The organism is Siphonobacter sp. SORGH_AS_0500 (genome assembly GCF_031453245.1).
Taxonomy (GTDB): Bacteria; Bacteroidota; Bacteroidia; order Cytophagales; family Spirosomataceae; genus Siphonobacter.
In genome coordinates, this window is the sequence record NZ_JAVIYT010000001.1 from 4,481,105 (window position 1) to 4,495,518 (window position 14,414).

Annotated in this window: 14 protein-coding genes; 3 read left to right on the top strand and 11 right to left on the bottom strand. The window is 45.1% G+C overall.

Annotated elements, in window-relative coordinates:
- Positions 1 to 4: 4 nt before the first annotated feature.
- Positions 5 to 517: an RNA polymerase sigma factor gene (locus QE357_RS18885; protein ID WP_106637152.1), complete on the bottom strand. Its 513-nt coding sequence runs from the start codon at positions 515 to 517 to the stop codon at positions 5 to 7.
- A 340-nt stretch (positions 518 to 857) separates the two neighbouring features.
- Between QE357_RS18885 and QE357_RS18890 the strand changes: the two genes are divergently transcribed.
- Positions 858 to 3,167: a TonB-dependent receptor gene (locus QE357_RS18890; RefSeq protein ID WP_309710704.1), complete on the top strand. Its 2,310-nt coding sequence runs from the start codon at positions 858 to 860 to the stop codon at positions 3,165 to 3,167.
- 411 nt (positions 3,168 to 3,578) lie between these two features.
- Here QE357_RS18890 and QE357_RS18895 read toward each other — a convergent pair whose 3' ends face one another.
- The 3 genes from QE357_RS18895 to msrA all read right to left on the bottom strand — a co-directional run bounded on the left by QE357_RS18895 (position 3,579) and on the right by msrA (position 5,560).
- Positions 3,579 to 3,803, bottom strand: a complete 225-nt coding sequence (locus tag QE357_RS18895) for a DUF2905 domain-containing protein (protein ID WP_309710707.1) — start codon at positions 3,801 to 3,803, stop codon at positions 3,579 to 3,581.
- 12 nt (positions 3,804 to 3,815) lie between these two features.
- On the bottom strand, positions 3,816 to 4,634 hold the full coding sequence (gene panB, locus QE357_RS18900) for a 3-methyl-2-oxobutanoate hydroxymethyltransferase (RefSeq protein ID WP_106637149.1): 819 nt from the start codon (positions 4,632 to 4,634) through the stop codon (positions 3,816 to 3,818).
- 245 nt (positions 4,635 to 4,879) lie between these two features.
- A complete protein-coding gene (msrA, locus tag QE357_RS18905; RefSeq protein ID WP_409050253.1) occupies positions 4,880 to 5,560 on the bottom strand; it encodes a peptide-methionine (S)-S-oxide reductase MsrA in 681 nt (226 codons plus the stop codon).
- 101 nt (positions 5,561 to 5,661) lie between these two features.
- On the opposite strand from msrA, the gene QE357_RS18910 reads away from it, so the two are divergent.
- On the top strand, positions 5,662 to 6,564 hold the full coding sequence (locus QE357_RS18910; protein ID WP_106637148.1) for a polyphosphate kinase 2 family protein: 903 nt from the start codon (positions 5,662 to 5,664) through the stop codon (positions 6,562 to 6,564).
- Here the strand turns inward: QE357_RS18910 and QE357_RS18915 are convergent.
- From QE357_RS18915 to QE357_RS18940, 6 genes are all read right to left on the bottom strand, one after another.
- Complete coding sequence (locus QE357_RS18915) at positions 6,544 to 7,632, bottom strand: glycosyltransferase family protein (protein WP_309710713.1); 1,089 nt, start codon at positions 7,630 to 7,632, stop codon at positions 6,544 to 6,546. The two genes, QE357_RS18910 and QE357_RS18915, sit on opposite strands and share 21 nt — an antisense overlap.
- A gap of 3 nt (positions 7,633 to 7,635) precedes the next feature.
- Positions 7,636 to 8,487: a UDP-2,3-diacylglucosamine diphosphatase gene (locus QE357_RS18920; protein ID WP_106637146.1), complete on the bottom strand. Its 852-nt coding sequence runs from the start codon at positions 8,485 to 8,487 to the stop codon at positions 7,636 to 7,638.
- Positions 8,488 to 8,681: 194 nt separating this feature from the next.
- On the bottom strand, positions 8,682 to 9,368 hold the full coding sequence (locus QE357_RS18925) for an OmpA family protein (RefSeq protein WP_106637145.1): 687 nt from the start codon (positions 9,366 to 9,368) through the stop codon (positions 8,682 to 8,684).
- 21 nt (positions 9,369 to 9,389) lie between these two features.
- Positions 9,390 to 10,013: a DUF4136 domain-containing protein gene (locus tag QE357_RS18930; RefSeq protein WP_309710716.1), complete on the bottom strand. Its 624-nt coding sequence runs from the start codon at positions 10,011 to 10,013 to the stop codon at positions 9,390 to 9,392.
- A gap of 118 nt (positions 10,014 to 10,131) precedes the next feature.
- Entirely contained in the window at positions 10,132 to 10,665 is a 534-nt protein-coding gene (locus QE357_RS18935; RefSeq protein WP_106637143.1) for an AAA family ATPase, read from the bottom strand.
- Positions 10,666 to 10,697: 32 nt separating this feature from the next.
- Positions 10,698 to 11,912: a glycosyltransferase family 4 protein gene (locus tag QE357_RS18940; RefSeq protein ID WP_309710719.1), complete on the bottom strand. Its 1,215-nt coding sequence runs from the start codon at positions 11,910 to 11,912 to the stop codon at positions 10,698 to 10,700.
- A 227-nt stretch (positions 11,913 to 12,139) separates the two neighbouring features.
- Between QE357_RS18940 and QE357_RS18945 the strand changes: the two genes are divergently transcribed.
- Positions 12,140 to 12,454, top strand: a complete 315-nt coding sequence (locus QE357_RS18945) for a DUF721 domain-containing protein (RefSeq protein ID WP_106637141.1) — start codon at positions 12,140 to 12,142, stop codon at positions 12,452 to 12,454.
- Between the two features lie 61 nt (positions 12,455 to 12,515).
- On the opposite strand, the gene QE357_RS18950 is transcribed toward QE357_RS18945, so the two are convergent.
- Positions 12,516 to 14,048: a pseudouridine synthase gene (locus QE357_RS18950; RefSeq protein WP_309710726.1), complete on the bottom strand. Its 1,533-nt coding sequence runs from the start codon at positions 14,046 to 14,048 to the stop codon at positions 12,516 to 12,518.
- Between the last annotated feature and the right edge of the window lie 366 nt (positions 14,049 to 14,414).

The following is a 14,414-nucleotide window of genomic DNA, read 5'->3' on the forward strand; positions in this document are numbered from 1 at the left end:
GGTCCTAGTACGCGTATTCGTACATGCTCAACTGATCTTTTAATTCCTTGCGGGCCAAGTGAATTCGGTTCTTCACGGTACCGATGGGAATTTGCAGACGATCAGCAATCTCGTGGTATTTGTAGCCTTGAAAATACATCATAAAGGGCGTTTTGTGAGAATCGTCCAATACGTGAATGGCGGCATTAATGTCTTCCAGAGCAAAGGTTGAATAAGCTTGATTGTCGGTAGAACTCTCCAGCGAGTTTAAGTAATATAAGTCGTCTGATGTATCAATAAACGTGTTCTTACGCACCATCCGCTGATAGTTTGTAATGAACGTGTTTTTCATAATCGTATAAAGCCAGGCTTTGATATTAGTGCCGTCCGCATACTTATCACGATTGGTGAAAGCTTTGAGTAACGTGTCTTGTAATAAATCATTGGCCTCTTCAACATCCTTCGTTAATCGTAGTGCAAAAGGCCGCAGTGATTTCGAGACGTGTCCAACGTGATGAGTAAATTCAAGAGCAGTCATGGGCTGAATAAGGCGACGTTTGTTTAATGAAATTATTTATTAGGTTAAACAATATTATGTTTATGTCCTAGCAATAAAAAATCTTGCGTGAATTTTTGATCGAACGGTTCAAATCAGGTTTCACCCAGCAAATCAGGTGTTTAACAAAACTGGACTCTAGGTTGAACAATCGGGAATTAATATTAAAAAACCGGGCCACAGCCTTTTGACTAATTGATTTTAATAAATTATTAAACAACCTACCTGGTCATATACACTCAAAATTCATTCCATAATCTGTCTTTTTGCAATAGTGTTGCACATACGTTACTTTTGTCGTTACATTCAAGCGATGGAATTCATGATGCGTTGGTTATTGATTGGGGGACTGTTACTAACGGGGTCGGTGCGAGCCCAGAATTGTAACTGTGTACTGAAAGGAGAAGTGAATGAGCATCAAACCGGCAAACCCGTCGCCGGAGCTGTTTTGTTCTTACCGGAAATAAATCGGACGACTCTTACCGACGGTTCCGGTAAATATGTGCTTAGGGGTTTGTGCCAGGGTAAGTATACTCTAATTTGTAAACTCATTGGTTATCAGTCTGATACTCTTTCTGTTAATCTTATTCATGAAGAAGTAGAGCAAAATCTTCATCTGGAAGAAGAAGACATTCACCTGCAAAACGTAACCGTTACGGCTCATAAGCTGGAGAATTCTACGCTGAATCGTTCGGTGTTATCGGGAGAAGCTCTGGATCAGACCCGGGGGCAAAGTCTGGCCGATGCTTTGAAAAACGTTACGGGTGTATCAACCCTTCAAACGGGCAGTAGCATTGGCAAGCCCATTATTCACGGCATGCACTCCAATCGAGTCCTGATTTTGAACAATGGCATTCGTCAGGAAGGACAGCAATGGGGCAGCGAACACGCTCCCGAAATTGACCCTTTTGTTGCCAAACAACTTACGGTGGTAAAAGGAGCCGCTGGCGTTCGCTACGGTCCTGAAGCAATTGCCGGAGTGGTGCTGGTAGAGCCTGCCTCTATTCCACAACATACTGATATACAGGGCGAAGCAAATTTAGTTGGCTTCTCTAATGGTCGTCAGGGCGTAGCTTCTTTACAGGTAGAAGGGGGCTTAAAAGCACTACCCGGATTAGGCTGGCGGGTACAGGGAACGCTCAAAAGGGGCGGTAATATTCGAACTCCTCATTATTTTTTAGATAACACGGGCATTGCCGAAGGTAACTATTCGCTGGCGGTGGGTTACCGTCACGGTAACTGGAATCTGGAAGGATTCGCCAGCCATTTTGATACTAAACTAGGTATTTTCAGTGGTTCGCACATTGGCAGTGTTAGTGACCTGGAAAATGTACTTAAAAATGGAGAACCGTTCGTAAAAAGTGGTTTTAGTTATGCCATTGGGCGTCCTTATCAGCAAGTATCCCATAGTCTTGAGAAACTGAAAATCAGTTATTCACCCTCCGAAAAAGGCCTGTGGTCGTTAACGCTGGCTCGTCAACGAAACAAACGGGCAGAGTACGATCTTCACCGACCCCGAAATGATAGTTTAGCGGCTTTAAACCGACCTGAACTTAACTTTGAAATCTCGACCTATACAGGAGATCTGGTTTACGAGCATCGACCCATTGCCCAAAAAATCACGGGATCAGCAGGATTAAGTCTTCAATACCAAAGAAATCTGGTTTATGGCCGGCCCCTGATTCCTAATTTCAGACAAGGAACAGCGGGGTTATTCTGGCTTGAAAAGTACAGCAGTGAACAATGGGATCTAGAGGCAGGCGTACGATACGACTTTCGTTATCAGCGAGTTACTCTTTTTCCTCGTCGCGGAGTTCGGGAATATAAGTATATGCGATTTGGTAACGTATCGGGCAGTTTGGGCCTTGTGCGTCGCTTCGGGAAAGCATGGAATACACGGCTGAATGCTGGGGTGGCCTGGCGGCCTCCTTCCATCAATGAATTATACAGTGCAGGCGTTCACCACGGAGCAGCAGCGTATGAAGAAGGCGACGCCAACCTGCAACCCGAAACGGCTTTTAATCTTGACTGGACGACTCAATACAGTAGCAAATGCTTGACGGCTGAAGTTTCTTTCTACCGTAATTACATCCATAATTTTATTTACCTGCAACCCCAGGCTACGCCTATCCTTACCATCCGGGGGGCATTTCCGTATTTTAAATATACACAGGTAGATGCTCTTTTTCAGGGAATTGACTTTTCCTTTAGTTATTTGATAACCAATCATTTAACTATACAAAGTAAATATGCAATGGTTCGGGTAATGGATGTTAGAAACGACGTTCGGCTAGTTCAAATTCCTCCTGATCGGCTGGAAAACTCACTTCGTTATGCGTGGACAAAGCCCGGTTGGGGACTGGATAAACTTTACCTCCAGGCGGGCCATTCCTACGTAGCCAAGCAAATCAGGGTCCCCCCAAACAGTGACTTTGCTCCTCCACCAGCAGCCTACTGGCTCTGGAATGCGGCGTTAGGTACTTCCATTCCACTTCATAAAAAGAATCTGGATGTGAGCTTGAGCGTTCAAAATATATTCAACACTGCTTACCGGGATTACCTAGACCGTTTTCGGTATTATGCTGACGAACAGGGAATAAATATCAGCCTTCGAACGAAATTCAACTTTTAAAACCAGTACATAGCAAAGCCACAGCTCTTTGAAGTGCTGGGGCTTTGCTATGTATATTAACTATTCATTAACCTTTCGAAGCTAAGCTATATACCTTTCACTTTTCAACACTTTTCCCCATTAATGGGAATATAATTCCACAAAAATCGAACAAATTGGGAGCTTTTGTTACATTATGTCTTCATTTTATTACCAAACAGCAACTCGACAGAATTATTCTGTAAACTCCTAGTCAATGTTATCCTTCGTAAGTGATTTCTTATCGACCTCGAAGTCTACCCGTTTTAAAGAAGGGCTCTCCTTTCGTTCGAGAGAACAGGCTTGAACGAAAGAATGTATCTGTCTTACCCTCCGATTCCCAATCAGTGTATTGAAGTCTGACAATTATAAATTTTAGCCCGTTTCTAAAAGCTAAAACAAGCGACGAATCAACCACAAGATTACGTTGAGAATGATGGTTACGAGGATGCAGGTAGCAATGGGCATGTAAATCCGAACGTTTTCCCGCTCCAGATGTAGATCGCCGGGTAATCGTCCTATCCAGTGCAGTTTATCGTGAAAAAAGTAGATCACGATTCCCAGTACCATTACAATCCCACCCAGAATGATCAGTCCTTTGCCCAAGTTTGGATTCATGCCTTTTGCTGATTAATACTCCTCCGCTGCCGAAGGAAAGTCTTTCGTTTTCACATCGTCTACGTAGCTCGATACTGCCTGTTGAATCACCTCGGCGACATTGGCATAGCGACGCAGAAAACGCGGTTTAAACTCCTGATTAATTCCTAACATGTCGTGCATGACCAGAATTTGACCATCGCAACCGCCCCCAGCTCCAATTCCAATACTAGGAATGTGCACCGAAGCCGTAACTTCAGCGGCCAACTGAGCCGGAATCTTTTCGAGAACGTAAGAAAAACAACCTAACTCCTCCAGCAAACGAACATCGTCACGCAGTTTTTGAGCTTCTGCTTCTTCCTTTGCTCGCACGGCATAAGTGCCAAATTTGTAAATAGATTGCGGGGTCAATCCCAAATGTCCCATTACTGGAATACCTGCACTCAGCACCCGAGCAATGGATTCTTTTATCTCGGCTCCGCCTTCCAGTTTCACGGCATGAGCTCCCGATTCTTTCATAATCCGAATAGCCGAACGCAGGGCTTCTTCGGAGTTTCCCTGGTAATTGCCAAAGGGTAAATCCACTACGACCAGGGCTCGCTTCACGGCTCGAACCACCGACTGAGCGTGGTAAATCATCTGATCCAAGGTAATAGGCAAGGTGGTTTCATGCCCCGCCATCACGTTCGAAGCGGAGTCTCCTACGAGAATAACTTCCACGCCAGCCGCATCGATAAGCTTGGCCATGGAGTAATCATAGGCCGTTAAACAACTGATTCGTTCGCCTTTGGATTTTAATTCTTGCAGGGTATGCGTAGTAACCCGCTTAATATCAGGATTATGAACAGACATAGTAGTTTTCTGTTTTCAATTTTCAGTTTGTGATTAATCGTTTTCAATTTTACCCTGAAGACCCAAGGACTCAACACAGCGTTTCACAAAGTATTACGCCTGGTACGTTTCTGGTTATCGTCAACTGAAAACAGACCTCCGCAAACTGAAAACAAATAAAATAAGCTGCGAATTTAGGTTTTGTAGGGTGTAAACAAAAAATCCCTGCGGGTGAAGGCAGGGACTTTTCCATCAGACGAAACTGATTAGTTATGTTGTTTGAGTTTATCCTTGAAAACTTTCTCAAACTTTTCAACCTTGGGTCTTACCACAAACAAACAGTAAGGCTGACGGCCATTCTGGTTGTAATAATCCTGATGGTAAGCTTCGGCTTTATAAAAATTAGTAAAAGGCGTAATTTCCGTCACCAGCGGATCGGGGTAAATCTTGGCCTTGTCTACTTCTTTCTTCCAGTGTTCGGCTTCTTCTTTCTGTTTTTCGTTATGATAGAAAATGGCCGAACGATACTGAGGACCTTCGTCATTTCCCTGCCGGTCAACTGTGGTTGGGTCGTGCGTCCGCCAGAAAACGGCTAACAGATCAGCAAAGCTGATTTTCTTCGGATCGTAAGTAATGTTCGTTACTTCAGCGTGTCCGGTTTGACCGGTGCAAACGTCTTTGTAGGAAGGATTTTCCACAAAACCACCGGAATAACCTGATTCTACTTTTACTACACCCTCCAACCGTTGAAAGACCGCTTCGGTACACCAGAAACAGCCCGATCCTAAGGTGGCTACTTCGAGTCCAGCGGGTACTTGTACGGTTGTTTTAGGCAGAGGTTTATCCGTTGTCATAGCTTTCTTCTGCTCCTGAGCCGGCGACTGGCACGCAAAGAGCGTGGCCACAGACAGGAGACTTAGTTTGAGCGTTCGAAATATTGTTTTCATTAGATAGATAACAGGAACAGAACCAGGATAGTTTACCTAAGTAAAAGAATATTATTACCTTAATTCAAGCAATTTAGAGCAGTCCAACATTCCCTATCTGTATGAAATTAAATCTCGATACCAAACCGTTTTGCATAACGGGTTCTGACAAATTTAAAATCAAAGACCATTCGACTCAAATCAAGGATCTCTACAAAACGAAGGAAGAGTACGAAAGCCTTTTAGCAGAATACCGCGAAGAGATTGACGAGCTGCAAAGCCGCATGTACGCCCATAACCGCTTTGGTTTATTACTCATCTTTCAGGCCATGGACGCGGCGGGTAAAGATGGCACCATTGGGCACGTCATGAGTGGAGTGAATCCCTTCGGCGTGGAGATTCATAACTTCAAACGTCCTTCTACGCTCGAACTGGAACACGACTTCCTCTGGCGAACCAGCCTCCGGGCTCCACAGCGGGGCACCATTGGCATTTTCAACCGGAGTTATTACGAAGAAGTTCTGGTGACAAAAGTTCATCCCGAGATCATTCTTGATACCCAGCGATTACCCGAAGAGTTGACCAAAGACCTGGACAAACTCTTCAAACATCGTTATAAGGATATTGCCAATTATGAGAAGTATCTGGTGCGGAATGGCATTCACATCATGAAATTCTTCCTCAATGTTTCTAAAGAAGAGCAGGGCAAACGCCTCATCAGCCGGATTGAAGACGTTTCTAAAAACTGGAAGTTTGAGGAAAACGACGTAAAAGAACGGGAATATTGGGACGACTATCAAGAGGCCTACGAGGAAGTCATCAACCAGACCTCTACACCCAAAGCTCCCTGGTACGTTATTCCGGCGGACGATAAGAAAAACATGCGACTCATTGTTAGTCAACTTATTCTGGAAAAGCTCAAAACTTTGCCTATGAGTTATCCCGAATCTAGCCCAGCCCGTCAGGAGGAACTCTCTAAGTTTATCAATATCATCAAAAAACAATCAGCCAGTAACGGCGACTAGTTGCTGCCTGATCTTCTCTTCCAATTGATGCTGCCAAAGGCGAAAGGTGTCTTCAATGGGCTGGTGAGTAGGCAGGTAATCGAGAAATCGATCCATTTCAAGGAAAGAAGTGGCCTGAATTCCTGCTCCCGCCCGAGCGGCATCAATGGCATTAACGGCCTGCTCAAAATGCTGGGGCGTAGGAAAAAGCATCACGGGCTTACCCAGATACATCGCTTCACAAATGGCTTCAAAACCCGAAGTACTCACCAATCCCCGGCAACGACGCATGGCATCCAGAAATAAATGGGCATCCACGCGATGCAATCTGTAATTGGGTAAGGGCGTTTCAAGTTTTTGAGCTTGCGGATGAGCCCAGAAAGCTACTACTGTTGTTTCTGGATGGCGACGGCACCAATCCCGTAGGTCATCTTCCAGCTTATAATGAGTCATATAGGCCAGAATAAAATCCTCTTTTTGCGGGACTAAATCCTTTACCTCTGCTCGCAGTAAAGGAGGGATGACGTAAATATCCTGCTTCGTGTCATCAGGCATTTCGTAAAAGGAAAGAGCCAGTTTACGAGTAGTTCCCAACGCTGAAAGTCGGGTAACCGTATTGACAATGCGGTGATGAAGAAAACTACTGGTAGGAAGTCTAAACTGCGAATGTTGTAATAAATACTGGTGGGCAATGGAAAGCACCGGAATACTGGTTTTATACCGTAATCGCCATAAGCCGCAAAGCATTTCGTAAAAATTGATAATCACATCAGGACGTTTTTCCTGAATATAGGCCTCTACTTTACCCGCCTGCTGCATATAAACGCTACCCTGTTTGAGGTTTTCCCAAAAGGTTTTCCAGACGGCTAGTGATTTACTTTTTTCGCTATAGAGCAAAGCCGGGCTGGGGAAAGCCCGCATTTCTACCGACAGGTGTTTTTCGAGTAAGACCGGAATGCCCCGGCCCTGGGTTGTGCCGACAATTGCTCCTACTAATTCATGTCCGGCTTTTTGCAGGATCTCGGCCATCGCAATAGCCTGGGTCTGATGGCCCCGACCTTCGCCCTGAATAAAAAAAAGAATTCGCATACCTTAGCCTTTGACTGAACTCAAAGATATAAGGCTTTTGAGAATGTCATCTTCCTGTTCCTGATCGTCTTCAGATATTTCTTCTTCCAGGGGTAAATTCGAAGAAATGGGCGTATAATAAAGCAGGTTCCAGTTTCCTTCGTGATCTTCCACCAAAGCCGAAAGTGATTCCACCCAGTCACCGGAATTCAGATATTGTACAGAACCGATCATGCGAATGGAGGGTTGGTGAATGTGCCCACAGATGATCCCAGTGCATCCTTTGGACTCGGCCAGATCAGCTAGTTTCTCTTCAAAATCGGAGATGTAATTAACCGCCGCTTTGACTTTATGCTTGATTTCCTGCGAAAGGGAGTAATAAGGCAATCCACGCCAGGCCCGCCAGTGGTTATAAAACTTATTGATTCCCAGCAGCAGGTTATACCCTACGTCGCCTACGTAAGCCAGCCATTTCAGGTGCGTGGTAATACGGTCAAAAATGTCGCCGTGGGTGACGTAATATTGCTGGTTTTTCTGGGTTTTGAGGATATAATCCCGGCGGATGGAAAAGTACTTTCCAACTTTGATGGGTAACACATGATCCAGAAAATCATCGTGATTACCCCGCAGATAAATGACTTTCGTGTCGTAGGCCTCAATCATTTTAAGGACCTGACGAAAGAACGAAGTATGCTTTTTCTTCCAGCTATTGCCGTATTTTTTTAGCTGCCAGCCATCAATAATATCGCCGTTGAGAATTAGCTTATCGCAGGTATACTGCTTAAGAAAAGCGGTGACCTCCCGGGCCTTGGCTCCCTTCGAACCTAGGTGAATATCCGACAGGACAATGGTGCGAAAATGCGTGCGTACATCCATGCTGCAAACTACCGCCTATCTGTGACCCACGCTTGAATTTCATTTTACTATATCAATAAAGTTATAACTCACTGGTTAACAATTACTTCACATTAGATATTCTGATAACTTTTTCACTCAAAATTCTAGTAATTATCCATAAAAAAGCCGCTAAGTTGAATAACTCAGCGGCTTTTTTATGAACGTGTATGAGCTTACCACCAGCGGTAAAACAAACCAGCCGAAGCCGATACATTCGCTACATTAGATACATAGCTACTTTTGAAAGGCGAGTAAAAATAAGTAGCCTGAACGTCGGCTCCGAAGTTTCCATTTTTAGCAAACAGGAAACGGGCTCCTACCCCAGCCTGACCACTAAACGCCAGCGTGCTTTTTCCATCTTCCAGGTAGCCGTAATAAGTCAAATTCCGCATACCGGTAGCTCCCAAACCTAACATGGCGTAAGGCCGAACGGGGGCATTCGGTGACGCGAAATGGTACTTCCCAAAAGCATGAAACGAAGTAGCTCCCAACGAGTGCGTTTCAATAGAGGAAATGTCCTGATTACCCGAGGTATAAATCCGGCGGGGCAATCGATCCTTGAAATAGGAATAATTGAACTGCAAACCGAAGGAGTAATTCTTCGGCGTTACGAACTCTCCTGAAAGATTGTAATGATACTTAGCCATTCCTCCGGCATAATCTTTCAAACTTCCCAGCGGCGAGGCTACGCCATAGCGGGCGGTAATCTGATAGTGCGTATACCGTTCGAAAGGAGATTTCATTGTACGAGTCGGAACACTGCGATACTCGTAATCCTGTTTATTATAATGTCCTGGGTTTTGCTGAGCACTTACCCCGAAAGACAAGCCAACAAAAGCCAGCAATAATAGGCGTTTCATAAGAAGACTAGATTAATACAATTAATTGGCTTTCAAGTAAGTAGACTGAGCAAATACGCCATCCACCACTGTTCCTACGGATGAAGTATCATAAATTCCGTCCCCGCGAATCTGGGCGTCCCAAACAACCGTAGCCTGATTGTTGCTTACATTTTTAACGTCGGCGATACGAATGTACCAGTAGTTTTCGCTGTACGAGTAATAGCTGTAATACGGAGCGTAACCGTAGCCGTAACCATACCCATAGCCATTCCCATAGCCCCAATAGGGATCATAATACCAGGGGTTATACGTAGGCACATACCCCGACTGCGAGTAGCTGATTTGAGCGGGAGTTACCTCCAGATCGGGCTTGGCGTTATGAGCCACGCGGGTAAAGCCCCGATTAGTCAAATTAGTAATAATGCGGTCAATGAAAATCAGATCCTGGGTACGTACCATTTTCGTTGATTTTTCATTTTCTACTACCAACACCGAATCGGGGATCGAAAAGGTTTTATAACCCGTAAAATTGGTAGTCGCGTGGTTGGTAATAAATACCTGAGAGTCCTTAGGGTCCAGGTCATTGACGGGATCACGCTCGCAGGCTGCCAAAAGTCCAACGCTGCATACCAAAAGCAGGAGCGATTTTGAGATACGTTTCATGTCTTTTATACAATTCAAATACTAACTACTTTAACGAAAAAAACGCTGATAAATTTTACTTTCATACCAGACACCAATAGGATGGTCCAGGTTTAAAAGAAACTTCTTTATTAATACCTCAAAGTATTGTTTCTGGTTTGAGAATTGCCTCAATTTCTCGAATCGCTTGCCTGAAACGTTGCTCATAATCGCCTGAAATGATGACGTAAGGCCGTTGTTGCTCTTCGAGTAAGGCTTTTAGCCGATCAAAATGCCATTGCCGCCGATCTGCAAATAAACGAATACTGTCGTTGATCCAGGGCACATCCGTATTCAACAATAGATACAAATCATAAAACTGACTGGCCGCCCATTTTTGAATCAGCTCCGGCGACTGCCCCAGATATAGTTCTGCAAAAGTTTGAGTAACCAACAAATCTGTATCACAGATGAGAAGACCATGCCGGGCATTAGGCAACGCCTGCTCTTCGAGAAAAAGTTGGCCGGCGGCAATATGGCAGTGATCCATGGCATCACAGTCATTCCCAAATTTTTCGCAGTAAATCCGGCCATATTCCTCCACCAGAACGGTATTAAAATGCTCTGCCAGGCGGCGGGCCAGCGTGCTTTTACCCGTAGATTCCGGGCCCACTAACACTACTTTTTTAATCATCCGAAGAAGAATACACTTACACTAATGACGGTTCAGGAGTTCACTAATACGTGATTTCGATGCAGGGAAGGCTGCTCAACGTTGAACAAAGCTACGAAATCTGCTCCCAGTTTTTGTCTGGAAAATTGAGTTTCGGCCAGTCGCCGGGCATTTTCACTGGCCTGATGAAGAAATTCGGGTTGCTGAAGGTAAGGTTTCAGTTTATCGTAAAACTGCTGAGGATTCTTCTGATCGGCGTAAAACCCGCATCCTTCGCTTTCAATCATGTCGCAGTGCCAGCCTCGAATGTTAATAACGCATAGCTTTCCTGCCGCCAGGGCTTCAAAAAGTTTATTGGGAGAGTTGGTACCCAACGCCGGCACATCCAGGTAAGACAAATACGCTACATCAGTGATGCTAAGAATGTCCCGAAGTTGTCCTTTATTGACATGACCCAGAAACTGAACATGATCCAGGCCCACGGCTTTCTGCTTGAGATGAGGCAGCTCCGAACCTGTACCAACGATAAGAAAACTCAGATCGGTACGGTTCTGACCCAGCCGGGCAATGTCAAGGAGAGCATCCAGAGCTACGACCTTTCCAATGGAACCAAAGTAAGTAATAACCGTTTTTCCGGCGGCATTCCAGCGATTTTCCAAAGCCGGATCTTTTGAACGAGGCTGGTAAAATTCGCAGTCGGCTATGTTAGAAATATAAGCTACAGGGCGGTTAATCCGCTCTTCAATATCACTCTGAATCGCCGGAGAAAGCCCAATGACTTTTTCGGCCTGTTCGTAAAACAGGTGCTCTAAGCCGTATAAAAATTTTTGCAGGAAACGATTTTTGAAATACCCCATTTCAATAGGCGTGCGGGGCCAAAGATCGCCCACTTCAAAGTAGTAAGGAACGCCTTTGAACCACTTCATAGCCAATCCGATAAAACCTACACTCAGCGGCACCGAAGCAATGTAACAGCGATACACATTCCTGATGCGTAGAGCACAACCAATGGCCTTTAATACAAAAGCCAGATACACATAAAGCCGGCGAAACGTGCCATAACGCTGCTCATAGTGTAACGGTAGGTAATGTACGGTAAGGCCTTCGATTTGCCTGCAGGCGTATTGTTTTTCGTTATGACTCGTAATCACTTCTACCTCGTAACCGGCATCAACCAGAGACCGCGAGAGGTAATACGAGCGAATAATGCCGCCCTCTTCGGGTGTTCTGAAAAACTGATAAACGTATACGATCTTTTTGGGGAGCATTGAGTATTTACCTCTGTATATCTAACACGAAACTAACAAATAATAAACAAAACTTTAGATTATCACAGGGAATTAATAAGACCAGCTAAAAATTAGGCATTACTGACTAGGGAAACAAAATAAAATGAGAAAAATGGATTTTGTTTTCTCTTTGAGGCCATCATTTAGAAATGAATCATTGAATTTAGCTGATAGTCACTGTACCTTTGCCCGCAAACACCACGAATATGCCAATCACCCGCGAGCCTATCTCCCGAAAACCGGGCACTACGACCATCAAAGCAGCCATCGACGAGATGCTCCGGGCTTATGAACTGAAAAATAAGTACAGTGAAACATATCTGGTGGCGTTTTGGGAAAAACTGGTGGGCAAGTCTATCGCCAGCCGAACTGGACGTTTGTACGTTTCTGAAGGCACGCTTTACGTGCAGATTGTTTCGGCTCCTTTGCGACAGGAATTAGTGTTGGCTAAAACGAAGCTCATCGAACTATTAAACCGCGAAATGGGCGAAGAAGTCGTACGGGAAGTCATTTTTATTTAAGCTATCCGTCAGGGTTACACATAAAAAAGGGCGATTGAATTAATCAATCGCCCTTTACTTTTTATACCAGATATTTCAATCGAATTACTTCTTTTTCAGTCAGGTATCTCCACTGTCCCCGGGGTAACTCTTTTTTATTGAGGCCCGCGATAACCGTGCGATCCAGTTTGGTTACATCATAACCGAATTTCTCAAAAATCCGGCGAACAATGCGGTTCCGACCCGAGTGAATCCGAATGCCTATCACTTGAGCGTCTGGCGTAATGATGCTTACTTCATCGGGCTTGATGAAACCGTCTTCCAACTCCACCCCATTTTTAATGGCCTCGAAATCTTCCGTGGTGATGGGTTTATTAATCTCTACCTGATAGATTTTCTCAATCTGGTTAGAAGGGTGCGTCAGCTTTTCGGCTAGCTCTCCGTCGTTCGTCAACAGTAATAAACCCGTTGTGTTGCGGTCCAGACGGCCTACAGGATAAATGCGTTCGCCAGCGGCGGCTTTTACCAGTTCCATCACGGTTCGACGATCCATGTCGTCTTCCACCGTAGTAATGAAATCTTTCGGTTTGTTGAGTAACACGTACACCATTTTCTCAGGATTGAGCGTGCGACGACCGTAACGAACCACTTCGCCGGCTTTCACCTGATAGCCGAGTTCTTTGACTACTTTACCGTTTACTGAAATTTCTCCGGCTTCAATCAAAGCATCTGCATCGCGACGCGAACAAACTCCCGAAAGAGCGATGTATCGGTTCAGCCGCGTAGTATTTCTTCCTTCTTTCTCCGTCTTATCAATTTTCTTACGGATTTTCTCAGGAGCGTTTTCTTTGTACTTGTCTAAATTATACGTAGGCGTTTTGATGTTTTCGGCGTCATCCGAACGCTGAAAACGGCCTTTCTTGCGAGTAGGATCATGATCGGCCCGCTTGCCATAACGATTGGGCGTTTCGCGATCCTTGTTTTCATCCCGGCGGGGCTTGTCAAAGCTACGCTCTGGTTTAGCATCGAAGTTACGTTCGCCGCGTGGTTTGTCGAATGAACGCTCCCCTCGTGGTGCGTCTGATCGGCGATCGCCACGGGAAAAACCGGGCTTCGAGTCGAAATTGCGTTCGCCACGGGGTTTATCAAACGAACGTTCACCCCGAGGTGCGTCTGCATTACGATCATTGGAGCGATCAAACGAACGGCCTCCACTGCGGGATTTGTCAAACGAACGCTCCCCACGAGCATTATCCGAATTCCGATCACTGGAGCGGTCGAAAGAACGCCCCCCTACACGAGGCTTATCGAAACTACGCTCACTACGGGGTGAATCCGCGTTACGATCTCCACGGGAAAAGTTACGTTCAGGACGAGAATCGGAGTTACGATCATTGGAACGGTCAAAGGAACGACCACTACTGCGGGGCTTGTCAAACGAACGTTCGCCCTGAGGTTTATCAAATGAGCGGCGGGGTCTGTTTTCTGAGTCTCCTTCGCTGCTGCGACGAGGACGGAATTCGTCAGTACGACGTTCGGGGCGGCTACCTGAAAAAGTGCGGCCTTCTGAATTGGTTTTGCGGGGTCTACGTGAAGACTCCTCTTGCTGTGCCATAACTATGGTTAAATTTGAAGAAAGTATGGGTTAAAGGGTCTCCCTTCGAATATGGCCTGAAAGCTTTTTCTTGCGAAAACCTTCTCGGGTTTCAGCCGTTTTTATAGCTATATTCTCTGGTAATGGACCCGGGCAGCCAAATGCTGAAAACCCAAAACTTCGTGTTGCAACATCCCTGCTGTAACTGACTGATTTTTAAATAATTAACAAAAACCAGTAAATAGGGGCGGCAAAGATAAAATAAATTCTTTGCTTCATTAGATGATTGGGCAGGAATTATCCGTTTCTAGTAACGAAAAATGTACCGAAACATTCCCGGAGGTCTGAATTTTATCTGGTAATTTTTTTAGAGAAGAAAAGCCTTCC